Raw genomic sequence first — 22,497 nt, forward strand, 5'->3', positions numbered from 1 at the left:
GGCCCGCCCGCCGACGCCGCACACGGCGTCGGCGGGCGGTTCGCTGCCCGGATCGCGCACGGGACTCCCGGGCACCGGAGACCGGGCCCCGCCGCCACGGACGGGGCCCGATGACGCGCGAGGCGCCGGGCCGCTCAGGGGAAGACGACGGTGCGGTTGCCCGACACCGCGATCCGGTGCTCACTGTGCCAGCGCACCGCCCGGGCCAGCGCGAGCCGCTCGGCCTCCCGGCCGCGGGCGGCGAGCTGCTCAGGGCTCAGCGAGTGGTCGACGCGCAGCAGCTCCTGCTCGATGATCGGGCCCTCGTCGAGGTCCGCGGTCACGTAGTGCGCGGTCGCCCCGATGAACTTCACCCCGCGCTCGTGCGCCTGGTGGTAGGGCCGGGCGCCCTTGAAGCTGGGCAGCATCGAGTGGTGGATGTTGATCGCCCGGCCCTGCAGGGCCTTGCACGCGTCGTCGGACAGGATCTGCATGTAGCGGGCCAGCACCACCAGCTCGACACCCTGGTCGTGGACCAGGTCGAGCAGCTCCGCCTCGGCGGCCGGTTTCGTCTCCCGGGTGACCGGGATGTGCCGGAACGGCACCCCGAACCCGTCGGCGAGGCGTTCGAGATCGGGATGGTTCGACACCACCGCGACGACGTCGAGCGCCAGCTCGCCGATCGAGTTCCGGAACAGCAGATCGTTGAGGCAGTGCGCGAACCGGCTGACCATGATCACGGTGCGCGGGCGGTGCCCGGTGTCGGCGAGGCTCCAGGTCATCCCGAACGGCTCGGCGAGCGTCGCGACACCGGCACCGAGCCGGTCCAGGTCGGGACGGTCGCCGTCCACCCGGGCGAACTCGACCCGCAGGTAGAAGGTGCCGGTGCTGGCGCTGCCGAACTGGTGGCTCTGCACGATGGTGCAGCCCTCGTCGGCGAGCAGGCCGGTCACGGCGTGCACGATGCCGGGCGCGTCCGGGCAGCTGAGCAGCAGCACCGCGCGCGGGCCCTGCGCCGAGGCGGTCACGACGCGACCCGCGATCCGGCGGCCCGGCCGTCGATCAGCGGCGCCGTCATCGGTCCAGGCGCTCGAGCAGCCGACGTCGCCACGTCTCGGTGCTCTCGAGGTCGTTGAAGGTGAACACGTGGATCCCGGCCAGTCCGGTGTCACCGGCGGCCAGCGCCGGGACGATGCCGTCGAGCACCCGGTCCGGCCGGTACCCGCCGGGGGTGAAGAACCGCCAGAGCATGCCCTGCTGCTTGCGCAGGAAACGGGCCGACTGACCGAGCCCCAGCCCGGCGGAGACCCGGATCAGTTTCTGCCTGCTCACCGCACCGGGTACGCCGACCCGGATCGGCAGCCGCACCCCGGCGGTGGCGATCCGGCGGGCCCAGCGCACGGTGGCGGACGGGTCGAAGCACAGCTGGGTGACGATCTGCGTGGCGTACGGCGCCTTCGCGGTGAGCGCACCCTCGATCAGCTCGTCGGCGATGCCGCCGTGCCCCTCCGGGTAGCCGCCGATCCCGATGTGGTCGAACCGGTCGCCGGCGATCGCACGCAGGTCGGTGAGCAGAGCAAGGGCGTCCGGATAGGCGCCCGCGGGCTCGGCGGCGTCACCGCCGATGACGAACACCGTGCTGATCCCCGCCTCGGTGAGCCGGTCGGCGAGATCGGTGAGGTGCGCCCGGTCCCGGACGAGGCGGGCCGCGATGTGCGGGGCGACCCGGTAGCCGTGCCCGGTCAGCCGGACGGCGAGATCGACGGTCGGTCCGAGGCCCTTCGCCTCGGTCGTCGTCACGCTCAGCCCGGTGCCGGTGGGTACGTGCGCGAGCACCTTGTCCCCGGCGCTCGGGAACGGCAGCACCTCGTAGGTGGCCTCGCGCAGCACCCGGGCGAGCACGGCCCGCCGGTCGGTGCGCCGGGGCCCGGTGCTTCGGTCGGGGGGATCGAGCAACGACGTCACGGGGCGCTCCGGTTGTCCAGCAGGGCGAGTCCGGCGGCGGTGTTCGACGCCGGGACGTGATAGGCGGTGTGCACCGTGCGGACGCGGGCGTTCATCGCGCCGCGCATGACCAGCCACATGATCAGCTCGATGCCCTCGGACCCGGCGAGCCGGATGTACTCGTCGCGGTGCAGGGCGGTGAGCCGCTGCGGGTCGTCGGCGATCGCGTCCAGGAACATCCGGTCGAACTCGGGATTGACGAACCCGGCCCGCGCACCGGCCAGCTGGTGCGACATCCCGCCGGTGCCGAGGATCCCGACGGTGCGCGCGCCCTCGTAGGAGGCCAGTGCCCGCCCGATCGCCTGCCCGAGTGCGTAGCAGCGGGCCGCGCTCGGCTGCGGGTAGCGGATGACGTTGACCATGATCGGGACGACCGGGCAGGGCCAGGCGTCGCCGGGATCGGGCGTCCACACCGACAGCGGCACGGTGAAGCCGTGATCGACGTCGAGCTCGGAGAACACGGTCAGGTCGAAACCGTCGTCGACCAGGTGCTCCAGCAGGTGGCACGACAGGTCCGGGTCCCCGGTGACGTCCGGCACCGCACGCCGGCCGTACCCCTCGTCGGCGACCCGGTACTGCTCGGCGGTCCCGATCGCGAAGGTCGGCACGATGTCCAGGTCGACGCCGTTCGCGTGGTCGTTGTAGACCAGGATCGCGACGTCCGGGGTCCGCTCGGCCAGCCACTCCCGGGCCGGGGCGTAGCCGTCGAACAGCGGTGACCACTTCGGATCGGCCGTCAGGTCGCGGTCCATCGCCGCGCCGATCGACGGCACGTGCGAGGTCCCCAGACCCCAGATCACCTCAGACATCGGTCCGTCCTCCCGCCGCCATCGCGGCCGTGAACTCCGCCTCGGTCATGCCGGTGAACACACCGCCCAGGTACTGCATCGAGCGTCCGTCCATCATGGCCAGCTTGTAGATGTAGAAGATGCTGCCGCCGAGATCGAGCATCGCCTGCCAGTCGCGTTCCAGGACGGCCGTGGTCTGCTCCGCCGACAGCTCGAACCGCAGGCAGTACGCGGCCTCGTCGGCGCGGAAATCGGCCCGCGCCCCTTCGGTGCGCAGCGACTGCAACATCCGGTTCAGCGGCCGGCCGCGGCGCCCGCTGGGACCGTCGAAGACGTAGGTCCCCGGTAGGTCGCTCCTGGTGGTCATGCTCGGTTCCCCCCGCGGTCGGCTCCGGGTACCGACGCTAGGAGCCGGGCGGGCCGCGGCCATCGCCCGGATGTCCCGACCGGCGGCCGCCGCCGCGCCCCGTCCGCCCCGCGACGGATGACGTAGCGGGGCGGCGCTACGTCATCCGTCGCACCCGGTACGGCCACCCCGGCAGGCCCGCTGCCGTCGTTCCGCGCTGCCATGACCGAGCCCGGCGTTCCTAGCGTTGGTCCGATCGTCGTCGAGGACTGGAGCACCATGAGCGCGAGGAACCTGCAGGACGTACTGGACCGGGCCGGTGACACCGTCGACCTGCTGCGGAACGCCCAGCTCGGCGCCTACATCTACCCGGTCGTCCCCTCCGAGTTCAGCAATTTCCGGCGCGAGGTACGCGCCTGGCAGCGCACCGCCGTGCTGTTCGACCAGACCCACCACATGGTCAACCTGTGGGTGTCCGGATCGGGTGCGCTGCAACTGTTCACCGACACCGGGATCAACAGCACCGCGAACTTCCCGGTCGACTCCGCGAAGCAGTTCGTGCCGGTCGCGCCGGGTGGCGGGGTGATCGGTGACGGCATCCTGTTCCGGCTGGCCGAGGACCGGTTCGTCTTCGTCGGCCGCGCCCCGGTGGCGAACTGGCTGACCTTCCAGGGCCAGGGCTACGACGTCGACATCCGGCGCGACGAGCGTTCCCCGTCCCGCCCGTACGGTCGCGAGGTGACCCGCGACGTCTGGCGGTTCCAGATCCAGGGCCCGCGGGCCTGGGAGGTCATCGAGAAGGTCAACGGTGGCCCGGTGGAGAAGGTCAAGTTCTTCCGGATGGGGCACATGAACGTCGGTGGGGTGGAGGTCCGGACGCTGCGGCACGGCATGGCCGGCGCGCCCGGGCTGGAGATCTGGGGGCCGTACGAGAGCTACGGCGCCGTGCGCGAGACGATCCTCGAGGCGGGCCGCGAGTTCGGGATCGAACCGGCCGGGGCGCGCGCCTACTCCTGCAACACCCTGGAGTCCGGCTGGATCCCGTCGCCGCTGCCCGCGATCTACACCGGCGACGAGCTGAAGGCCTACCGGGAGTGGCTCGGCGCCGACTCCTACGAGGCGAACAACGCGGTCGCCGGCAGCTTCGTCTCCGCCGACGTCGAGGACTACTACACGAACCCGTGGGAGCTGGGCTACGGCGGTTTCGTGAAGTTCGACCACGACTTCATCGGCCGCTCCGCGCTGGAGCGGATCGAGCCGGCCGCCGAGCGGCGCAAGGTGACTCTCGCCTGGAACGTCGAGGACGTCTCGACGCTGCTCGCCTCCCCGGTCGCGGACGGACCCGAGTACCAGTTCTTCGACCTGCCGAACGCGAACTTCGGATCGTCCAACTTCGACTCGGTCGTCGACGCCGACGACAACGTCGTCGGCCTGTCCATGTTCACCGGGTACAGCGCGAACGAGCGCAAGGCGCTGTCGCTGGCCACGATCGACCCGGGCGTCCCGCTCGGCGCCGAGGTGCGGGTGGTCTGGGGCGAGCCGGACGGCGGATCCCGCAAGACCACCGTCGAGCCGCACGAGCAGTTCGCGGTGCGCGCGGTCGTCAGCCCGGCCCCGTACAGCGAGATGGCACGCGAGGACTACCGGCCCGGCTGGCGGACCGCGACCTCCTGATCCCCCGGGGCGGGCGCGCCGTCCGGCGCGCCCGCCCCGGTGTTCACACCAGGTGCCGGGTCAGGAAGGTGACCACGCAGGCGGGCTTGGTGGCGCCCTCGACCGTGATCGTCATCGTGATCGTGACCTGCAGACCTCCGGTCACCTCGGTGACCTCGTCGAGGACCGCGGTCGCCCGCAGCGTGGAACCGGTCGGCACCGGCGACGGGAACCGCACCTTCTCGCAGCCGTAGTTCACGACCATCGAGAAGCCGTCCAGCCGCAGGATCTCCGGCAGCAACCGCGGCACCAGCGACAGCGTCAGGTAGCCGTGCGCGATCGTGCCGCCGAAGGGTGTGCCGGCGGCCCGCCGCGGATCGACGTGGATCCACTGGTGGTCGCCGGTGGCCTGCGCGAACAGGTCGACGTCGTGCTGGGTCACCGTGACCGGGCCGCTCTCACCGAGCACCTCACCGCGCGGCAGCGCGCGGACGCCGTCGATCCCGGTCGCGACCGTCGGGGCGCTCATCGGGTACCCCCGGTGGCCGCGGCGGGCAGCGCCTGGGTGAAGTCCTGCAGCGGGGCCTGCGCGAACTCGGTGGCCACCGCCTCGGGGCTCCAGCCGCCGTCGCACAGTCGCTCGGCGACCTCCTCCGGGTGGGTCCACAGCGCGATCCGGTCACCGCCCACCGCGATCGCCTGCCCGGTGACGTGCGCGGACGCCTCCGACGCCAGCCACACGACGACCGGTGCCGCGTCGTCCGGTGTGCCCAGCCCGGTGCGCCGGACCTCCGGCGGCACCGGCTCGCCCCGGTCGACGGCCTCGACCAGCTCGCCGAGCCCGGGGATGGTCGCGACCATCCTGGTCAGCGCGGTCGGCAGGATCGCGTTGACCGTGACCCCGATCTTCGCGTGCTCCACCGCCCAGGTCCGCATCATCGCGACGATCGCGCCCTTGGACGCCGAGTACGCGGTCTGCCCGAAGCTGGCCCGCTGCCCGGCGGGTGACCCGACCAGGATCAGCCGGCCGCCACCGCCCTGCTCACGGAACCGGGCGGCCGCCGCCCGCCCGCAGGTGAAGGTGCCACGCAGATGGCTGCCGACGACGAGATCGAAGTCGTCGTCGGTGGTCTTGCGCAGCGTCCGGTCCCGCAGCGCGCCGGCGTTGGTGACCATCGCGTCGAGTCGTCCGAACTCGCGCACCGCGCGCTCGACCAGCGCGTCGGCGACATCGGCCGTGCCGACCGCGCCGGCCTCGGCGACCGCGCGCCCACCGGCGTCGGTGATCGACGTGACCGTCTCCTGCGCGACACCGGGATCGAGGTCGTTCACCACCACGGCGGCGCCCGACGCCGCCAACGCCCGGGCATACGCCCGGCCCAGCCCCCGGCCCGCTCCTGTCACCACGGCGACCTTGCCGTCGAGCATCCGTACCTCCCTCGCCTGCCCCACCGTGCAGGCCGTCCGGATCCGGCGCCGTCGTGCGGGCACCCGGCTCCGGCACCCCGGTGGGCGCTTCTCCGACCGCGGGCGTGGTCCGCCCCGGCGTCCGACGCTAGGGGCCGCGCGGCGGCGACGGCGGCGGTCTGCCGTCCCGGACGCGCTACGTCATCCGTCGTGGCCGCGCGATCAGCTCTGCGGCGGGACGAGTCCCTGCCGGACCGCGACCAGCGCCGCCTGGGTGCGGGAGGTGAGCGCCAGCTTGCGCAGCACGTTGCTGACGTGTGTGCGCGCGGTCCGCTCGCTGATCACCAGCTGGTCGGCGATCTCCTGGTTGGACCGGCCCTGGGCGACCAGGATCAGCACGTCCCGCTCGCGGTGGGTGAGCGCGCCGAGCCCGCTCGGCGGCGAGATCATCTCCTTGGTCAGCTGCCGGGCGACGCTCGGGTCGAGGAACACGTCGCCGCGGGCGGCGGCCCGGATCGCGGCGACCACCTCGCCCGGTTCGGCGTTCTTGAGCAGGTAGCCCGATGCCCCGTTGCCGAGCGCGGTGTGCACCCGCTCCATCTCGCCGAAGCTGGTCAGCACGACGACCCGCACACCCGGGAAACGCTCGGCGATCAGCGCCGTCGTCGCGGCGCCGTCGAGCCGGGGCATCAGCAGGTCGATCAGGACGACATCGGGCAGCTCCCGGTGCACGGCCATCGCACCGAGCCGGTCCAGTACCTCCTGCCCGTCCCCGGCCTCCCCGATGACCTCGACGTCGTCGAGGGCCTCCAGGTAGGCCCGGATCCCGCGCCGGACGACGGCGTGGTCGTCGGCGACGAGGACCTTCACCGGGGTGATCGTCGTCGTTGACTCGGTCGGTGCGTTCACTCGCAGCGCCTCCCCTCGGCCGTCCCGGGCTCCGACGCCCGGGGGTCCCAGCATGGCAGCCGGATCGGCGAGGTCACCCGATCTACGTCATCCGTCGCGGTCCGCAGCGGCCGGACGACCGCCGCGACGACGGTCATCGGCCGATCGTCCGAGGTGCCGCCGGCTCCTTACCGTGACCGCATGGACGTCGCCTTCGGCACCGTGTGGGAGGCCGTCGCCGCCCGGCTCCCGGACGCGACGGCCGTGTGCGAGCCCGGGGCCCGGTGGTCCTACGCCGAGTTCGACGACCGCGCGTCGCGGCTGGCGACCGCGCTGGAGTCGGCAGGCGTCCGGGCCGGGGACACGGTCGCCTGCTACCTGTACAACGGCTCGGCCTACCTGGAGACCGTGTTCGCGGCGTTCAAGCTCGGCGCGGTCCCGGTGAACGCGAACTACCGCTACACCTCGGCCGAGCTCACCTCGCTGCTCGACGACGCGGGCGCCGCTGCGATCGTGTTCAGTGGATCGCTCGCCCCGAACGTCGCGCACGCCGCGGCGCACCTGCCCTCGCTGCGGCTGCTGGTCCGCGACGGCGCCGCACCCGACGCCGATCCCGGTCCGGACGCGGCCGACCTGGCCGAGATCCGCCGCAGCACCCCGCCCCGCCCGCACACCCCGCGGCCGGGATCGGACCGGCTGTTCATGTACACCGGCGGCACCACCGGACGACCGAAGGGCGTCGTGTGGCAGCAGGTCGACCTGCTGCACAGCATCGCGGTCGCGATCTTCGGGCCGCTGGGCCGCGACGCCCCGCCCGCCGATCTCGACGACGCCGTGGAACTCGCGGTGTCCGCCCGCACCGGCGGCCGGTCGCCGGTCACCCTGCCGGTGGTTCCGCTGATGCACGGCACCGGCCTGTTCAACACCCTCGGTGCGCTGCTCGTCGGCGGCCGGGCGGTGCTCACCAGGCCCGGCCGGCTCGATCCGAGGCACGTCTGGGAGACGGTCGCCGCGGAGCGGGTCGGGACGATCGTGGTGGCGGGCAACGCGGTCGGTGTCCCGCTGGTCGAGGAGCTGGCCAGGGCCGATGCGGCGGGCACCCCGCACGACCTGTCGTCGCTGCGGGTGGTGCTGAGCTCGGGGACCGCACTCGGCGACCGCACCAAGCAGGCGCTGCACGAACGCACCGAGCTGACCGTCACCGACGCGATCGCGGCCAGCGAGGGTGGTCCGTTCGCGTTCGCGGTGACGCACTCGGTGGACGACCTGCCGGCCCGGTTCCGGCCGGTGCCCGCGACCCGACTGATCACCGAGGACGGCCGGGTGCTCGCCCCCGGCGAGCCCGGGACCGGGATGCTCGCCTACCGCGGCCCGCTGCCGCTGGGCTACCACGGCGACGCCGAGCGCACCGCCGCGACGTTCCGGTTCGTCGACGGGGTGCGCTACGCGGTGCCCGGTGACCTGGCCGAGCTGACGTCCGACGGGGTCATCCGGTTCCTCGGCCGCGGCGCCGGAGTGATCAACACCGGTGGCGAGAAGGTGCACCCGCAGGAGGTCGAGGACGTGCTGCTCGCCGATCCGGCGGTGGCCGACTGCGTGGTCGTCGGGGTCCCCGATCCGGTGTGGGGTGAGCAGGTGACCGCGGTCGTCGCCGCCCCCGGCGCCGGCCCGGAGCTGCCCGACCGGCTGCGCGACCGGGTCCGTGCGGTGCTGGCCGGCTACAAGGTGCCGCGCGTCGTGGTCGTGGTCGACGAGCTGCCGCGCACCCCGACCGGCAAGATCGAGCTCGCCAGGGCCAGGGAGGTCGCCGGGCGGTAGCGTCCGGCGGCTGAGCCGGTCCGGCCCCGTTCTCGACACCTGGATGTACTACATCCACCAGGTCGAGCGGCACGTCTTCATCGTGACCTACGGCTGCCGTCCGGTGTCCGACGTCGATCCGGTGTTGTCCCACGAGCACAAGGCGATCGGCCTCTTCGCACAGTCCGAGGTGGACGGACTGACCATGCCCGACGGGTACCGGCGATCGATCAGGACCTGGTTCGAGCGGACCGGCTGAGGCGCCGCTGCCCGGTGGATCCCGCAGGCGAGCTACTGGACCAGCACCAGGTCGTCGGCGTGCACCAGCTCGCGGCGCTGCTCGGGCGGCAGCTCCCGGCTCCGGCGCCCGATCATCGCGGGCAGTTCGGCGGCGTCGTAGGAGACGACGCCGCGAGCGATCGGACGGCCGTGCGGCGCGAGCAGCTCGACCACGTCACCTGCGACGAAGTCTCCGGAGACGCCGTGCACCCCGGCCGCCAGCAGCGACCGGCGGCGGGTACGGACGGCCTCGACGGCGCCGTCGTCGAGATCGAGGGCGCCGCGGACGTCGGCGGCGTGCCGCAGCCAGAACCGCCGTGCGCTCATCCGGCGGCCGGAGGCGCGGAACGCGGTGCCGACCTTCGGGCCGTCCGGCACGGCATCGACGGCGGCGGCGGCCTCCTCGGCGGAGGTCAGCAGCACCGGGATCCCGGCGGCGGATGCCATCGCCGCGGCCGTCACCTTGGTCGACATCCCGCCGGTGCCCAGGCCCGAGCCGGTCCGGGTCACGCTGATCCCGGCCAGCTCCGCCGGATCGTCGACCTCGGTGACCAGCGACGATCCGGGGTCCCGGGGGTCGCCGTCGTAGAGCCCGTCGACGTCGGAGAGCAGCAGCAGCGCGTCCGCGCCGACGATGTGCGCCACCAGCGCGGCCAGCCGGTCGTTGTCACCGACCCGGATCTCAGCGGTGGCGACGGTGTCGTTCTCGTTGACCACCGGCAGTGAGCCGAGCTGCAGCAGGCGCTCCAGGGTGCGCTGCGCGTTGCGGTAGCTGGCGCGCCGGATCATGTCGTCGGCGGTGAGCAGTACCTGCCCGATGCCCTGGCCGTGGCGGGCGAACGACGCCGAGTAGGCGTGCGCCAGCAGCAGCTGCCCGACCGACGCGGCGGCCTGCTGGGTGGCGAGATCACGGGGCCGCCTGCGCAGCTGCAGCGGCGCGAGCCCGGCCGCGATCGCCCCGGACGACACCAGCACCACCTGGCTCCCGGCGTGCCGGCGGGCCATCAACGCGTCGACCAGCCCGTCCAGCCGGGCCGGGTCGAGCCCGCCGGTGAGACTGGTCAGTGACGACGACCCGACCTTCACGACGATCCGGCGGGCCGCACCGATCGCGGATCGGGTCGAACTCATCCCCTGCTCACCGTTCGAGCTCGTGGTCCGAGGAGTACCGCGCCCCGGCCGCGAGCTCGGCGTCGGACAGGTGCTTCCGGCGCGCCGCGCGGGCGTACTTCCGGTCGGACGCGCCCACCCGGCCGGTGTCCTCGAGCCGGACGTCGGTGCCGCGCCCGGTGAGCAGCGCCGCGACGCCGGCCGGTGTCGACGGCTCCCAGTCGAAGGTCATGTCGCCGATCGTGACCGGGCAGCCGGGCACCGCGCCCGCCTTCGCCAGCGACTCCTCCACCCCTAGCCGGGCGAGCCGGTCCGCGAGGTAGCCGACGGCCTCGTCGTTCTCGAAGTTGGTCTGCCGGATCCAGCGCTCGGGCCGCTCCCCGCGCACCACGAACCCGCCGTCGAGCTCGGTGTCCGGCTCGATGGTGAAACCGGAGTCGTCGACCGCCCTCGGCCGGATCACGGTGCGGGTGGGCTCGATCTCGGGCTGTGCGGCGCGGGCCGCGGCGACCCGCTCCGCCATGGCGAAGCCCAGTTCCCGCAATCCGGAGCGGGACGCGGTGGAGATCGCGAAGATCGGCCAGCCGAACCGCTCGGCGAGATCGGCGCGGACCATGTCGACGAGATCGGCGGCGTCCGGCACGTCGATCTTGTTCAGCGCGATCATCCGGGGGCGCTGGTCCAGCCGCTCGCCGAGCGCGCTGGTGCCCAGCTGGTCGGCGTAGTGCGCGAGCTCGGTCTCCAGCGCCTCGATGTCGGACGCCGGATCGCGCTCGGTCTCGAAGGTCGCGCAGTCGACGACGTGCACCAGCACCGAGCAGCGCTCGATGTGCCGGAGGAACTCCAGCCCGAGCCCGCGCCCGTCGGCGGCGCCCGGGATCAGCCCGGGGACGTCGGCGACGGTGAAGGTGGCATCGCCCGCGCTGACCACGCCGAGCTGCGGGACGAGCGTGGTGAAGGGATAGTCGGCGATCTTCGGGCGGGCCGCGGACATCGCCGCGACCAGCGAGGACTTGCCGGCACTCGGGAAACCGACCAGCCCGACGTCGGCCAGCGAGCGCAGCTCGAGGGTGAAGCTGACCTCCTCGCCGGGCTCGCCGAGCAGAGCGAAGCCGGGCGCCTTGCGCGCGGCGGAGGCCAGCGCGGCGTTGCCGAGGCCGCCGCGGCCGCCCTGGGCGGCGACGAACCGGGTACCCGGCCCGACCAGGTCGGCGACGATCTCGCCGTCGTCGTCGAGGATCACCGTGCCGTCCGGGACGCGCAGCTCCAGGTCCGGGGAGTTGGCGCCGTTCTTGAACGCCCCCTGGCCCTGGGTGCCGCTGCGGGCGGTGGCGTGCGGCCGGTGGTGGTAGTCGAGCAGCGTGTGCACGCCGGCATCGACGACCAGGACGACCGAGCCGCCGCGACCGCCGTTGCCGCCGTCCGGGCCGCCGAGGGGTTTGAACTTCTCGCGGTGCACCGAGGCGCAGCCGTTGCCCCCGGCGCCCGCGGTCGCGTGCAGCACGACGCGGTCCACGAAGCGGGACATGGGTGCCTCCTCGATGTGGTGATGACACGACGAACGGCGGGCCCCCCGGTAACCGGGGTGACCCGCCGTCGGCGTCGTGGACGTGCTGGGCGGGTCGCTCAGACCTCGACCGGCACGATGTTGACGGTCTTGCGGCCGCGCTTGGAACCGAACTGCACGGTGCCCGCCGCGAGGGCGAACAGCGTGTCGTCCTTACCGCGGCCGACGTTCAGACCCGGGTGGGTGCTGGTGCCGCGCTGGCGGATCAGGATCTCGCCGGCCTTGACGGTCTGGCCGCCGAAGCGCTTCACACCCAGGAACTGCGGGTTCGAGTCGCGACCGTTGCGGGAGCTGGACGCACCCTTCTTGTGTGCCATGACGCAGGCTCCTTACTTGCCGATCGCGGTGACCTGGACCTTCGTCAGCGGCTGACGGTGCCCCTGACGCTTGTGGTACCCGGTCTTGTTCTTGAACTTGTGGATCCGGATCTTGGGACCCTTGGTGTGCTCGACAACCGTGGCGGTCACCGCGGAGGTGAGGCCCGACACGTCCGTGGACACCTGGTCGCCGTCGACGAGCAGCACGGCGGGCAGGCTGATCTCCGCACCGGGCTCACCGTCGAGCTTCTCGACGGTGACCACGTCGTCGACGGCCACCTTGTACTGCTTTCCGCCGGTCTTGACGATCGCGTACATCGCTGACGCACGACTCCTGAAATTCGGGGGCGCTTGCTTGCGCTCGGTCTACACAGCTCGCGCCGAACCCGGCGCGCACGCCACTGGACTGTGTCGATCCAGGCCAGGAGGCCCGGACACAGAGGCGTGGCTTCTGTCGGTCAAGAGTACGCGACCCCGTCGCCGGGGCCGCACTCACCCCCCGTCCTGGGGCGGACCCGCGGGACGGGAGGCTGCCCGGCGCGCACGACGCGGCCGGGACACCACCGCCGCAGGCTCCGGCTGCTCGGGAACGGCAGGTGCGGCGGGGCCGTCCTGCGTGCCCGACGAGTCGGTGCTCGGGGTGGGAGTCGTGATGACGACCGGATCGACGGTCGCCGCGGGGGCACCCGCCGTCCGGCTGACCCGGCGCCGGCGCGGGGCCGGCTCGGCCTGGGCCGGCGCGCCCTCGGCGGCTGACCCGGTGCCGGTCTCCGGATCCGGGGTGGCCGCGGTCGCCGGCGCCCCGGTGGGAGCCGATCCGGTGGCGGTAGCCGCAGCGGTGTCGGTCCCAGCGGCAGTGCCGGCCCCGGCGGCGGTGGGTCCGTCGGCCTGGGACGCAGCCGCGGCAGCCGTGGTCACCTCGGCCGCAGCGGAGCCCGGCGCGGACGGAGCACCTGCGGAGCGGGTCGCGGCGCGGCGCCGCCCGGAGGCGGTCCGCCCGGCCTTCGGCGCCGAGCCGGTGAGCTCGCCGATCGGCTGGGCGACGGCCACGTCGTCCGGATCAGCGCCCGGTGCCGGTGCGGGCGCCGGGTCGGTCACCGGTGCGGGCGCCGGATCGGTCACCCGTGCGGGCGCCGGATCGGTCACCGGTGCGGGCGCCGGATCGGTCACCGTCGCGGCCCCGCCGCCCGGCTCCTCGCCGCGCACACCGAGACCGGCGGCCACCGCCGCCACCCCGGCGACGGCGGAGCTGGTGTCGACCGACCGGTCGCCGCTGTCCTGCTGGTCATGGCCGTTGCGCTCGGCGCCGGAACGGTCCGCGGCGGTCTCGTGGGTCTCGGACTGCTGCCCGTTCCCGGAGTCGCCGTTGCCACCACCCCGGCGGCGACGGCGGCGTCCACCACCGTCCTCGCCGTTTCCGTTGCCGCCGCTGTTTCCGTTGGCGTTGCTGTTGGAGTTGGAGCCGCCGGCGGAGCCGTTGCTGCCGCCGCCCCCGGCCGCGCGGCCGTTGCCGTTGCCGTTGGCACTGCCGTGCTGGTCGCCGATCGGGTCGGTCGACACGATCACGCCGCGGCCGCGGCAGTGCTCGCACGGCGTCGAGAAGTGCTCCAGCAGGCCCCCGCCGACCCGCTTACGGGTCATCTGGACCAGCCCGAGCGAGGTCACCTCCGCCACCTGGTGGCGGGTGCGGTCGCGGGCCAGGCACTCGGTGAGCCGGCGCAGCACCAGATCCCGGTTGGCCTCGAGCACCATGTCGATGAAGTCGACGACGATGATCCCGCCGATGTCGCGCAGCCGGAGCTGACGGACGATCTCCTCGGCCGCCTCCAGGTTGTTCCGGGTGACGGTCTCCTCGAGGTTGCCCCCGGACCCGGTGAACTTGCCGGTGTTGACGTCGACGACGGTCATCGCCTCGGTCCGGTCGATCACCAGCGTGCCGCCGGAGGGGAGCCAGACCTTGCGGTCGAGCGCCTTGAGCAGCTGCTCGTCGATCCGGTGCTCGGTGAACACGTCGGACGGACCGGTGTGCCGGTGCATGCGTTCCGTCAGCTCCGGTGCGACGTGCCGGACGTAGCCGGAGACGGTCTCCCAGGCGTCGTCGCCGGAGATGATCAGCTTCGAGAAGTCCTCGTTGAACTGGTCGCGGACGACCTTCACCAGCATGTCCGGCTCCTCGTAGAGGAGCGTCGGCGCCTTCGGGGCACCCTTGCCGGTCTTCTCGGACTTCTCCTTGACGATCTCCCACTGCGCCTGCAGCCGGCGCACGTCGCGCTCGAGCGCCTCGTGTGAAACACCCTCGGACGCCGTCCGGATGATCACACCGGCCTCGGCCGGGACGATCTCCTTGAGCATGTCCTTGAGCCGCTTGCGCTCGGTGTCGGGCAGCTTGCGGGAGATCCCGGCGGCACCGCCGGAGGGCACGTAGACCAGGAACCGCCCGGCCAGCGAGATCTGGGTGGTCAGCCGGGCACCCTTGTGCCCGACCGGGTCCTTGGTGACCTGGACCAGCACCTGGTCGCCGGAGGACAGCGCCTGCTCGATCTTGCGGGCCTTGCCGTTGAGACCGGCCGCGTCCCAGTTCACCTCACCGGCGTAGAGCACGGCGTTGCGGCCACGCCCGATGTCGACGAAGGCCGCCTCCATCGAGGGCAGCACGTTCTGCACCCGGCCGAGGTAGATGTTGCCGACCATGCCGCCGGCGGTCGAACCGCCGCCTGCGATGAAGTGCTCGACGAGGACCTCGTCCTCGAGCACCCCGATCTCGGTGCGGTCCGCGAGCTGCCGGACGACCATCTGCCGGTCGACCGACTCGCGGCGGGCCAGGAACTCGGCCTCGGACAGGATCGGCGGGCGACGGCGGCCCGCGTCGCGCCCGTCCCGGCGACGCTGACGCTTCGCCTCCAGACGGGTGGAACCACGGACGCTCTGCACGCCGTCGTCGGCGGCCGAGCCGCCGCCGGACTGCTCCTGGCGCGCCTCACGGACCTTCGTCACGGTGTTCGGCGGGTCGTCCTCGGAACGATCCTCGACGTCCGAACCGCCACGGCGCCGCCGGCGCCGACGACGCCGGGAGCCGGACGACTGGTCGTCGCCACCGTCGGGGCCGTCGGTCTCGCCGTCGCCGTCGGACGACCGCTCGGCCTCATCGGCCGAATCGGCCGAGTCGTCGGCCGTGTCGTCGTCACCGGACTCGCCGTCGGTGTCGTTCTCGCCCAGGTCGTCGCCGCCCTTGCCGCGGCCACGGCCACGGCGGCCGCGACGGCGCCTGCGGCGGGCGCCCTCGTCGTCGTCGTCCTCGCCGCCGGCGTCGGGCCCGGAGTCCGGGTCGCCGCCGGTCGCGTCGTCGGTTGCCGAGGACTCCTGCTCGTCGGCGGACGGCGCGGCGGAACGGTCGTCGTCCCGCTTGCTCTTGCGACCCCGGCGCTTCCGACCGCCGGACTCCTCCTCGGAGCCGGAGCCGGAGCCGGAGCCTGATCCGGAGCCCGAGCCGGAGTCCGGCTCGGCGGGAGTGACGGGGGCCGGCACGGGCGTGGTGGGAGCCTGGAACATCGGCATCGCGAACACCGGGGCGAGCGGGGCCGCCTGCGGTTCCTCGCGGTCACCGAGCCGCTCCGCGGCCGCTGCGACGTCGGCGCCGTCGTCGACCACCGGGTCCGGCGCGGTGGCCGGCTCGGGTGCCGCGGGCACGGCCGGGGCCTCGGGTGCCGGGGCCGCCGTCGCGGGGTCGGCCGTCGCGGGGGCCAGCGCGGCGATGACCTGCTCGGCCATCGCACGGGTGATGCTGGACTGGGCGCTGCGGATCTCGTGGCCCAGCCCGCTCAGGGCACCCAGGACGTCCCGGCTGGCCCTTCCGAGCAGCTTGGCCAGTGCGTGGACCCGCATCTTCTCCGGCAGGTCCTGGCTGGGCGCGGGCTCCGACACACCGGAGGGCCCGCCGGTGTCACCGGCGGGCGCGTCGTTCACGGACATTCAGCTCCTTCGCCCCCGGGCGCCTCACGTCGGAGGCGGCCACGCAGGGACCTTGCGCGTACTCGTTCCGCAGCTCGCGCGGGTGCGCGGTGCGGCACATCTGGTGTCGCTGCCCCGGATCTACGGGGTGCTTGCTCGACGGCGTGCCGGCAGCTCCACGCCGCCCGTGTCAGGACGTTCCGGGCCGGCCCCGAGTCGCCGGTGCCGATCCGAGCGGATCCACCAGGTCACCCCCGTCGTCGAGCAGGCCCTGCGCCAACCGGGTGGCCGTCACCGGAACCGGTGGCGTCAGGTCTGCGACAACGCTGAGTGCACCCAGCACGTCATCGGGTCGAACGGTCGGTGTGGTCTGCCGAACGACCGCGGTCAGTATCGCACAGCCGGTCGCCGGACCCGGGGAACCCGCCACGTCGGCCGGTGCATGATCCGCCGCTTCGTCGTTCACCTGCGGTTCGACCACCAGCGCCACCAGGGCCGCCCGGACGTCGATCTCCTTGCGACCGGACGGCGTGACGCGGGTCACGGTCACCGAGTCCCGCTCCAGGAGTGCGGCCACCGCAGCGGTGGCCTCGGCGTGCGACACGCCGCGGATCTCGAGCCGCCACCGGGCCGCGTCGATCCGGTCGGCCAGCGCCGGCGGCTGCGCGACCACGGCCGCCAGCACGTCCAGCCCGTCGGGTAGCGCCCGGTCCAGCGCCTCCCGGAGCAGCTCCGGATCGACCTCACGGGTCACGCCCATCTCGACGTACTCGGCCTCGCTGGCCGCGCCGGTCGGCGCCGCGCCGACCCAGGACAGCCGCGGATGCGGGCTGAAACCGTGCGAGTGCGACACCGGGACGCCGGCGCGCCGCACCGCCCGCTCGAAGCTACGGGCGATGTCACGGTGCGACAGGAAGCGCAGCCGGCCGCGTTTGGCGAAGCGCAGGCGCACCCGCTGCACCGTCGGAGGTGCCGGGTTCGCCGCCGCTCCTGCCTTCACGCGTGCCATGCGGGGAGTCTAGGAGCCCCCGGTCGTGGCGGGCGCCGCGCGGTGGCGGTCCGGGCCGTCGAGCCGGACGTGCGGGACCGCCACCTCCGATCCCCTCCCCCGGGATGTCCGGACGGGTGTCCCGGTCGGCGGACATCACGTCGCCCCCGGGCCCGGGCCCGTCGTACGGTCGGATCACCACTGTCCGGGCCTCTCGAGGAGACGTGATGTTCGTCGGCGTACGACGGCGCCATGTGGACCTGCTCCGCACCGCGAGCGCGATCTGTCGCGCCCGCTGCCCCGCCGACCCGTCGCATCGCCCTGAGAGGACCTCCCGTGACCAGCACCCAGACCCCGCGTGACGCCGCACTGAGCGAGATCGTCGCCGCCACCACCCGCGCCGTCGACACCGACCCCGACAACGCCCACGCGCTGTTCCGCGCCACCGGCTCCGGCGGCGAGGGGGTCCGTTCCGCGATCCGGATCGGCCGCCACGACGTGCTCGTCGACGAGCCGCCCGCGCTCGGCGGCGCCGACGCCGCCCCGAACCCGGTCGAGTTCGCACTGGCCGGACTGCTGTCCTGCCAGGTGGTGACCTACCGGTTCTGGGCGGCGAAGCTCGGCATCCCGCTCGACGACGTGCAGGTCGACGTCGAGGGTGATCTCGACGTCCGCGGCTTCTTCGGTCTCGACGACGGCGTCCGCCCCGGCTTCGGCGAGGTGCGGCTGGTCGTCGATCTCCGTGGCCCCGCGTCCGAGGACGACTACCGGCGGCTGCGCGAGACGGTGGACGCGCACTGCCCGGTGCTCGACCTGTTCCGCAACCCGACCCCGGTCAGCACCTCCGCACCGGCCTGACCGGCTGCTACTGCTCCAGCACCAGCAGCGTGTCACCGGCGGGCCGGAACCCGGCCCGCCGGTAGAACGCGGTGCTGCCCGCCGTCGGGGCCAGCATCAACCGCCGGTAGCCGCGGTCGTGGGCGTGCGCGACGACCGCTGCGAGCAGTGCACGCGGCACCCCCGCCTCGGCGAACGAGCCGAGCACGAACGCGTTGCCGACCTGGCCGGTCCGGGTGCCCCGGCCGCCCGGCCGCGGCATCTGCACGGTCTCCAACACGTTGATCGAGCCGATCGCGGTGTATCCGGCGCGCTCGCTGCCCGCCTCGGCGATCCAGAACGCCCGGCGTGGCTGCTCGACCCGCCACCAGGCGGCGAACGCCTCCTCGAACCCGGGATCGGCCACCGGCCGCCCCGCGCGCTCCTCCAGCCACTGCCGGCGCAGCCGGGCCAGCCCGGCGACATCGCGCTCGTCGGCGACCCGGACCCGCAGCCGCCGTCCGCCGTGTTCCCACTCGGAGCCACCGGCACCCGAGCCCCGATCGGGGATGGAGGACAGACCGCTCGACGCTCCCGTCGTCTCAGTCACCCGATCCCTGCCGAGCCCCCTGCGCCATCGCGCCCGCCGACGCCGTCGGGTTCACCACCGTCAGAGGCAGCAAGGTGGTACCGCTGGGCCCCACCTCGATGTCGGTGCCGGTGGACGGGCACACCCCGCAGTCGAAGCACGGCGTCCAACGGCAGTCGTCCTGCTCGCGGCCGGCGAGTGCCTCCTGCCAGTCCTCCCAGAGCCAGTCCCGCTCCAGGCCGGAGTCGAGGTGGTCCCACGGCAGGATCTCGCCGGCGAACCGCTCCCGGGTGGTGTACCAGTCCAGGTCGACGCCCATCGGCTCCAGTGCCTGGGCCGCCGAGTCGACCCAGCGGCGGTAGGAGAAGTGCTCGGACCAGCCGTCGAACCGGCCGCCGTCGCGCCACACGCGTTCGATCACCGCGCCGACCCGGCGATCACCGCGGGCGAGCAGCCCCTCGATCAGCGAGGGCTCGCCGTCGTGGTAGCGCATACCGATGTTACGGCCGATCTTCCGGTCGGCGTTCACCGCTTCGCGCAGCTTCCGCAGCCGGGCGTCGACCACCTCGGGGTGGCACTGCGACGCCCACTGGAACGGGGTGTGCGGCTTCGGGACGAACCCGCCGATCGAGATCGTGCACCGGACGTCGTTGCGGCCGGACGCCCGGCGCCCCGCCTCGATCACCCGGTAGGCCATGCCGGCGATCTCCAGGACGTCCTCGTCGGTCTCGGTCGGCAGCCCGCACATGAAGTAGAGCTTGACCTGGCGCCAGCCCTGCGAGAACGCCTCCGCGCAGGTCCGGATCAGGTCGTCCTCGGACACCATCTTGTTGATCACCCGGCGGATCCGCTCGGAGCCGCCCTCGGGGGCGAAGGTCAGACCGGACCGGCGGCCGTTGCGGGAGATCTCGTTGGCGAGGTCGATGTTGAACGCGTCGACCCGGGTGCTCGGCAGCGACAGCGAGGTGTTGGTGCCCTCGTAGCGGTCGGCGAGGCCCTTGGTCACCTCGGCGATCTCGGAGTGATCGGCCGAGGACAGCGACAGCAGGCCGACCTCGTCGAACCCGGACGCGCGCACGGCCGCGTCGACCATCTCCCCGATCCCCTGCAGCGACCGCTCCCGCACCGGCCGGGTGATCATCCCGGCCTGGCAGAACCGGCAGCCGCGGGTGCAGCCGCGGAAGATTTCCACCGACGCCCGCTCGTGCACCGTCTCGGCCAGCGGGACCAGCGGCTTCTTCGGGTACGGCCAGTCGTCCAGCTCGATCGTGGTGCGCTTCTGGACGCTCGCGGGAACCCGCTCGTCGGCCGGGGTCACCGCGGCGATGTGGCCGTCGTCGGCGTAGCTCACGTCGTAGAGGGACGGCACGTAGCAGCCCGGTGTCGAGGACAACCGCAGCAGCAGCTCCCGGCGCCCGCCCGGTCGTCCCTGCGCCTTCCAGTCCCGCACGACGTCGGTGATGTCGCCGACGACCTCCTCGCCGTCGCCGAGCGCGGCGACATCGACGAAGTCCGCCACCGGCTCCGGGTTGAAGGCCGCGTGCCCACCGGCGACGACGACCGGATGGGTCTCGTCCCGGTCCGCCGCGTGCAGCGGGGTCCCGGCGAGATCGAGGGTGGTGAGCAGGTTCGTGTAGCCGAGCTCGGTGGAGAACGAGACGCCCAGCACGTCGAAGTCGCCGATCGCGTGGTGCGCGTCGACGGTGAACGCGGGGACCCCGCGTTCCCGCATCAGCTCCTCGAGATCGGGCCAGACCGCGTAACACCGCTCGGCGAGCGCGTCGGCCCGTTCGTTGAGTACCTCGTAGAGGATCTGGACGCCCTGGTTGGGCAGACCGACCTCATAGGCGTCGGGGTAGAGCAGTGCCCACCGGACCGAGACCGAGTCCCAGGGCTTGACCTGCGAGTTCCCTTCACCGCCGACGTACTGCACCGGCTTCGAGACACGGGGCAGGATCGACTCGAGGGCGGGGAATACGGAGGTGGGTGCCACGCTGCACCAGGGTAGCCCCGTCCGAACGGGACGACCCGGCGGGTCGGTGGCGGGCACCCGCTCAGTGCACGACCGGGCCGCTACCGGACGACGGACGCGGCCCACCGCTCTCCGGCGCCGACGGGGTAGCGCTCGTCTGCCGCCGGGCGACGAGCACCGCGACGACGAGCAGCGCCCCGAAGGCGGTCCCCATCTGCAGCAGGATCACGTCGCCGATGCCACCCGGGCCGAGCAGGCTGTAGATCTCACCGGGGGCGACCATCGACAGGGCGCCGGCGGCGAGCAGCACGGCACCCGCGGTCACCGGCGCGGCGGGCATCCGCCGCGCCAGCCCGGCGAGCAGGCCGAGCACCGCACCGCCGAGCAGCATCGTGAGCGCACCGAGCGGGATCTGCCCCATCGCGAACATCGCCATCGCGCGGCGGGTCGACTCCATACCGTTGCCCAGCAACGCGAGGCCGGTCCCGACCCCGATCACCCCGACCAGCATCCCGCTGAAGCTCCGCATGAGGTCCCCCCGAACTTCCCTTATAGGACACCGCGGAGATTAGCGGGTCGGCTGCCCGCACCGGACGCGTTCACGACAATTCGCCTGACATCGCCTGCAGGGCGGCGCGGGTCGCCTCGTCGGCCGGCAGGAAGGTCTCCAGTGCGAGTTCGGCGAGGGTGACGTCGTGCGGGGCACCGAACGTCGTCAGCGTCGAGTGGAACGCCAGCGTGCCCGCCGGGGTGTCGAGCAGCATCGGGAGCACCACGTCGGAACCGGCCGAGGGCAGCGCGGTCTCCGGCGGGGCCGGGTAGTCGCGGCACTCGGCGAGCAGCGCACCGAGCCGTGGGTCGGCGGTGACCCGGATCTGCCGTTCCAGACGGTGCAGCAGGTGCTCCCGCCACTGCGCGAGGTTCCGGATCCGTGGCGCGAGACCGCCCGGGTGCAGGCAGGCCCGGTAGACGTTCACCGGTGGCCCGAGCACGACCGGATCGAGCCCGCCGAGCAGGGACGTGACGGATCTTCCGGCCAGCTGCACGTCACCCCAGCGGTCGACGACCAGCGCCGGATACGGCTCGTGCGCCGCGACCAGCTGTTCCAGAGCCGCTCGGACCGGCGCGAGATCCGGGTCGTCGAGCGGGCGCTCGGCGTAGGCGGGCGCGAAACCCGCGGCGAGCAGCAGCGCGTTGCGCTCGCGCAACGGGATCTCCAGCTGCTCGGCGAGCGCGCCCAGCAGTTCCCGGCTGGCACCGGAGCGGCCGGTCTCGACGAAGCTCAGGTGCCGGGTGGAGACGCCGGCCGCGAGCGCCACGTCCATCTGGCTGCGGCGCCGCCGGGCCCGCCAGAACCGGAGCATCTCCCCCGGGCCTGCGTTCCGGGACGGACGGACGTTCGCGCTGGTCACCGGCATCACGCTAGCCATACGGCCGCCCGAGTTCGACTACCCGGGAGGTAATGCGGCGTCGTTACCTCCCAGGTCATCGCCCGGCCCCGGGGGTCCGGTCCAGGCTCGGTCCCGGCAGACCGCCGACCCATCCGATCCCGAGGAGCACACCGTGACCGAGACGACGACCGACTTCACCGCACTCGCCCGGCGCTACGTCGAGGCCTTCAACCGGACCGACCCGGGTGCCCGGCGCCGGCTCGTCGCCGAGCTGTTCGCACCGGGCTGCCGCTACGTCGATCCGCTCGCCGATGTCACCGGCCACGACGGCGTCGACGGGTTCCTCGGGACCGTCCAGGACCGGCTGCCGGGTTTCGAGTTCCGGCTGCTGGGCGACATCGACGCCCACCACGACCGGGCCCGGTTCCGCTGGCAGGCCGCACCGCCGGAGAGCTACGCGAGCGGGGCGGAACCTCCGGTGATCGGTTTCGACGTGATCGTGCTGGACGCCGAGGGCCGGATCGAGCAGGTCCACGGATTCCTGGACGCGGTCCCCGCCCCCTGAGCACCGGGCCGCCGCCGTGCCCACCGGAACCGGGTACCTCGGGATCCGGTGGGCGCCGTGGGCACGGCGGGCGCTGTCGGCACAGCGGGCTCG

23 protein-coding genes are annotated in these 22,497 nt (G+C 73.2%); 6 read left to right on the plus strand and 17 right to left on the minus strand.

Annotated elements, in window-relative coordinates:
- Positions 1-134: 134 nt before the first annotated feature.
- From purU to Pdca_RS23780, 4 genes are read right to left on the minus strand one after another with little or no spacing between them, the layout of a single operon-like run.
- The gene (purU, locus tag Pdca_RS23765) at positions 135-1,007 is read right to left on the minus strand and encodes a formyltetrahydrofolate deformylase (protein ID WP_085913221.1); all 873 of its coding nucleotides are present in this window, start codon (positions 1,005-1,007) and stop codon (positions 135-137) included.
- Positions 1,008-1,053: 46 nt separating this feature from the next.
- Positions 1,054-1,944 (minus strand): methylenetetrahydrofolate reductase, encoded by an 891-nt coding sequence (locus tag Pdca_RS23770; protein WP_307724092.1) that lies wholly within the window; start codon positions 1,942-1,944, stop codon positions 1,054-1,056.
- Positions 1,941-2,792, minus strand: coding sequence for a class III extradiol dioxygenase subunit beta (locus Pdca_RS23775; protein ID WP_085913220.1), 852 nt, complete (start codon positions 2,790-2,792; stop codon positions 1,941-1,943). Before Pdca_RS23775 ends, Pdca_RS23770 begins: the two co-directional genes overlap by 4 nt.
- A complete protein-coding gene (locus Pdca_RS23780) occupies positions 2,785-3,138 on the minus strand; it encodes a protocatechuate 3,4-dioxygenase (RefSeq protein ID WP_085913219.1) in 354 nt (117 codons plus the stop codon). Before Pdca_RS23780 ends, Pdca_RS23775 begins: the two co-directional genes overlap by 8 nt.
- Positions 3,139-3,396: 258 nt before the next feature.
- Between Pdca_RS23780 and ligM the strand changes: the two genes are divergently transcribed.
- Positions 3,397-4,791, plus strand: a complete 1,395-nt coding sequence (gene ligM, locus Pdca_RS23785; protein ID WP_085913218.1) for a vanillate/3-O-methylgallate O-demethylase — start codon at positions 3,397-3,399, stop codon at positions 4,789-4,791.
- Positions 4,792-4,834: 43 nt separating this feature from the next.
- On the opposite strand, the gene Pdca_RS23790 is transcribed toward ligM, so the two are convergent.
- From Pdca_RS23790 to Pdca_RS23800, 3 genes are all read right to left on the minus strand, one after another.
- A complete protein-coding gene (locus Pdca_RS23790; protein WP_085913217.1) occupies positions 4,835-5,299 on the minus strand; it encodes a MaoC family dehydratase in 465 nt (154 codons plus the stop codon).
- Positions 5,296-6,198, minus strand: coding sequence for an SDR family NAD(P)-dependent oxidoreductase (locus Pdca_RS23795; RefSeq protein WP_085913216.1), 903 nt, complete (start codon positions 6,196-6,198; stop codon positions 5,296-5,298). Before Pdca_RS23795 ends, Pdca_RS23790 begins: the two co-directional genes overlap by 4 nt.
- Positions 6,199-6,399: 201 nt before the next feature.
- Positions 6,400-7,086, minus strand: coding sequence for a response regulator (locus Pdca_RS23800; RefSeq protein WP_232021158.1), 687 nt, complete (start codon positions 7,084-7,086; stop codon positions 6,400-6,402).
- Between the two features lie 180 nt (positions 7,087-7,266).
- Between Pdca_RS23800 and Pdca_RS23805 the strand changes: the two genes are divergently transcribed.
- A complete protein-coding gene (locus tag Pdca_RS23805; protein WP_085913214.1) occupies positions 7,267-8,883 on the plus strand; it encodes an AMP-binding protein in 1,617 nt (538 codons plus the stop codon).
- A gap of 43 nt (positions 8,884-8,926) precedes the next feature.
- Complete coding sequence (locus Pdca_RS23810; RefSeq protein WP_085913213.1) at positions 8,927-9,121, plus strand: NUDIX hydrolase; 195 nt, start codon at positions 8,927-8,929, stop codon at positions 9,119-9,121.
- A gap of 32 nt (positions 9,122-9,153) precedes the next feature.
- Here the strand turns inward: Pdca_RS23810 and proB are convergent, their stop codons facing one another.
- The 6 genes from proB to Pdca_RS23840 all read right to left on the minus strand — a co-directional run bounded on the left by proB (position 9,154) and on the right by Pdca_RS23840 (position 17,092).
- Positions 9,154-10,272: a glutamate 5-kinase gene (gene proB, locus Pdca_RS23815; RefSeq protein WP_085913212.1), complete on the minus strand. Its 1,119-nt coding sequence runs from the start codon at positions 10,270-10,272 to the stop codon at positions 9,154-9,156.
- A 7-nt stretch (positions 10,273-10,279) separates the two neighbouring features.
- Positions 10,280-11,779, minus strand: a complete 1,500-nt coding sequence (gene obgE / locus Pdca_RS23820; RefSeq protein ID WP_085913211.1) for a GTPase ObgE — start codon at positions 11,777-11,779, stop codon at positions 10,280-10,282.
- 98 nt (positions 11,780-11,877) lie between these two features.
- Complete coding sequence (rpmA, locus tag Pdca_RS23825) at positions 11,878-12,135, minus strand: 50S ribosomal protein L27 (RefSeq protein ID WP_085913210.1); 258 nt, start codon at positions 12,133-12,135, stop codon at positions 11,878-11,880.
- Positions 12,136-12,147: 12 nt separating this feature from the next.
- Positions 12,148-12,453, minus strand: a complete 306-nt coding sequence (rplU, locus tag Pdca_RS23830; RefSeq protein WP_085913209.1) for a 50S ribosomal protein L21 — start codon at positions 12,451-12,453, stop codon at positions 12,148-12,150.
- A gap of 174 nt (positions 12,454-12,627) precedes the next feature.
- Entirely contained in the window at positions 12,628-16,104 is a 3,477-nt protein-coding gene (locus Pdca_RS23835) for a translation initiation factor IF-2 N-terminal domain-containing protein (RefSeq protein ID WP_085913208.1), read from the minus strand.
- 169 nt (positions 16,105-16,273) lie between these two features.
- Positions 16,274-17,092, minus strand: coding sequence for a TIGR03936 family radical SAM-associated protein (locus Pdca_RS23840; protein WP_174824337.1), 819 nt, complete (start codon positions 17,090-17,092; stop codon positions 16,274-16,276).
- A gap of 206 nt (positions 17,093-17,298) precedes the next feature.
- On the opposite strand from Pdca_RS23840, the gene Pdca_RS38070 reads away from it, so the two are divergent.
- Both Pdca_RS38070 and Pdca_RS23845 read left to right on the plus strand, forming a co-directional pair.
- The gene (locus Pdca_RS38070; protein WP_373865516.1) at positions 17,299-17,433 is read left to right on the plus strand and encodes a putative leader peptide; all 135 of its coding nucleotides are present in this window, start codon (positions 17,299-17,301) and stop codon (positions 17,431-17,433) included.
- Entirely contained in the window at positions 17,408-17,929 is a 522-nt protein-coding gene (locus tag Pdca_RS23845) for an OsmC family protein (protein ID WP_232021159.1), read from the plus strand. The genes Pdca_RS38070 and Pdca_RS23845 overlap by 26 nt, the downstream gene beginning before the upstream one ends.
- Before the next feature lie 7 nt (positions 17,930-17,936).
- On the opposite strand, the gene Pdca_RS23850 is transcribed toward Pdca_RS23845, so the two are convergent.
- The 4 genes from Pdca_RS23850 to Pdca_RS23865 all read right to left on the minus strand — a co-directional run bounded on the left by Pdca_RS23850 (position 17,937) and on the right by Pdca_RS23865 (position 21,866).
- On the minus strand, positions 17,937-18,497 hold the full coding sequence (locus tag Pdca_RS23850) for a GNAT family N-acetyltransferase (protein WP_232021160.1): 561 nt from the start codon (positions 18,495-18,497) through the stop codon (positions 17,937-17,939).
- A complete protein-coding gene (locus Pdca_RS23855; protein WP_085913206.1) occupies positions 18,490-20,469 on the minus strand; it encodes a TIGR03960 family B12-binding radical SAM protein in 1,980 nt (659 codons plus the stop codon). The genes Pdca_RS23850 and Pdca_RS23855 overlap by 8 nt, the downstream gene beginning before the upstream one ends.
- A 61-nt stretch (positions 20,470-20,530) precedes the next feature.
- Positions 20,531-20,977, minus strand: a complete 447-nt coding sequence (locus tag Pdca_RS23860; RefSeq protein WP_085913205.1) for a hypothetical protein — start codon at positions 20,975-20,977, stop codon at positions 20,531-20,533.
- A 70-nt stretch (positions 20,978-21,047) separates the two neighbouring features.
- Entirely contained in the window at positions 21,048-21,866 is an 819-nt protein-coding gene (locus tag Pdca_RS23865; protein WP_166665854.1) for a helix-turn-helix domain-containing protein, read from the minus strand.
- A gap of 145 nt (positions 21,867-22,011) precedes the next feature.
- On the opposite strand from Pdca_RS23865, the gene Pdca_RS23870 reads away from it, so the two are divergent.
- Positions 22,012-22,404: a nuclear transport factor 2 family protein gene (locus Pdca_RS23870; protein WP_085913204.1), complete on the plus strand. Its 393-nt coding sequence runs from the start codon at positions 22,012-22,014 to the stop codon at positions 22,402-22,404.
- Positions 22,405-22,497 lie beyond the last annotated feature (93 nt).

It is taken from the genome of Pseudonocardia autotrophica, assembly GCF_003945385.1.
In the GTDB taxonomy this organism is placed as follows: Bacteria; Actinomycetota; Actinomycetes; order Mycobacteriales; family Pseudonocardiaceae; genus Pseudonocardia; species Pseudonocardia autotrophica.

Coding starts and splice junctions, on each gene's coding strand:
- Pdca_RS23775 (WP_085913220.1), bottom strand. CDS start 2,792: ATGTCTGAGGTGATCTGGGGTCTGGGGACCTCGCACGTGCCGTCGATC.
- Pdca_RS23780 (WP_085913219.1), bottom strand. CDS start 3,138: ATGACCACCAGGAGCGACCTACCGGGGACCTACGTCTTCGACGGTCCC.
- ligM (WP_085913218.1), top strand. CDS start 3,397: ATGAGCGCGAGGAACCTGCAGGACGTACTGGACCGGGCCGGTGACACC.
- Pdca_RS23790 (WP_085913217.1), bottom strand. CDS start 5,299: ATGAGCGCCCCGACGGTCGCGACCGGGATCGACGGCGTCCGCGCGCTG.
- Pdca_RS23795 (WP_085913216.1), bottom strand. CDS start 6,198: ATGCTCGACGGCAAGGTCGCCGTGGTGACAGGAGCGGGCCGGGGGCTG.
- Pdca_RS23805 (WP_085913214.1), top strand. CDS start 7,267: ATGGACGTCGCCTTCGGCACCGTGTGGGAGGCCGTCGCCGCCCGGCTC.
- Pdca_RS23810 (WP_085913213.1), top strand. CDS start 8,927: ATGTACTACATCCACCAGGTCGAGCGGCACGTCTTCATCGTGACCTAC.
- proB (WP_085913212.1), bottom strand. CDS start 10,272: ATGAGTTCGACCCGATCCGCGATCGGTGCGGCCCGCCGGATCGTCGTG.
- obgE (WP_085913211.1), bottom strand. CDS start 11,779: ATGTCCCGCTTCGTGGACCGCGTCGTGCTGCACGCGACCGCGGGCGCC.
- rpmA (WP_085913210.1), bottom strand. CDS start 12,135: ATGGCACACAAGAAGGGTGCGTCCAGCTCCCGCAACGGTCGCGACTCG.
- rplU (WP_085913209.1), bottom strand. CDS start 12,453: ATGTACGCGATCGTCAAGACCGGCGGAAAGCAGTACAAGGTGGCCGTC.
- Pdca_RS23835 (WP_085913208.1), bottom strand. CDS start 16,104: ATGTCCGTGAACGACGCGCCCGCCGGTGACACCGGCGGGCCCTCCGGT.
- Pdca_RS23840 (WP_174824337.1), bottom strand. CDS start 17,092: ATGGCACGCGTGAAGGCAGGAGCGGCGGCGAACCCGGCACCTCCGACG.
- Pdca_RS38070 (WP_373865516.1), top strand. CDS start 17,299: ATGTTCGTCGGCGTACGACGGCGCCATGTGGACCTGCTCCGCACCGCG.
- Pdca_RS23860 (WP_085913205.1), bottom strand. CDS start 20,977: ATGCGGAGCTTCAGCGGGATGCTGGTCGGGGTGATCGGGGTCGGGACC.
- Pdca_RS23865 (WP_166665854.1), bottom strand. CDS start 21,866: ATGCCGGTGACCAGCGCGAACGTCCGTCCGTCCCGGAACGCAGGCCCG.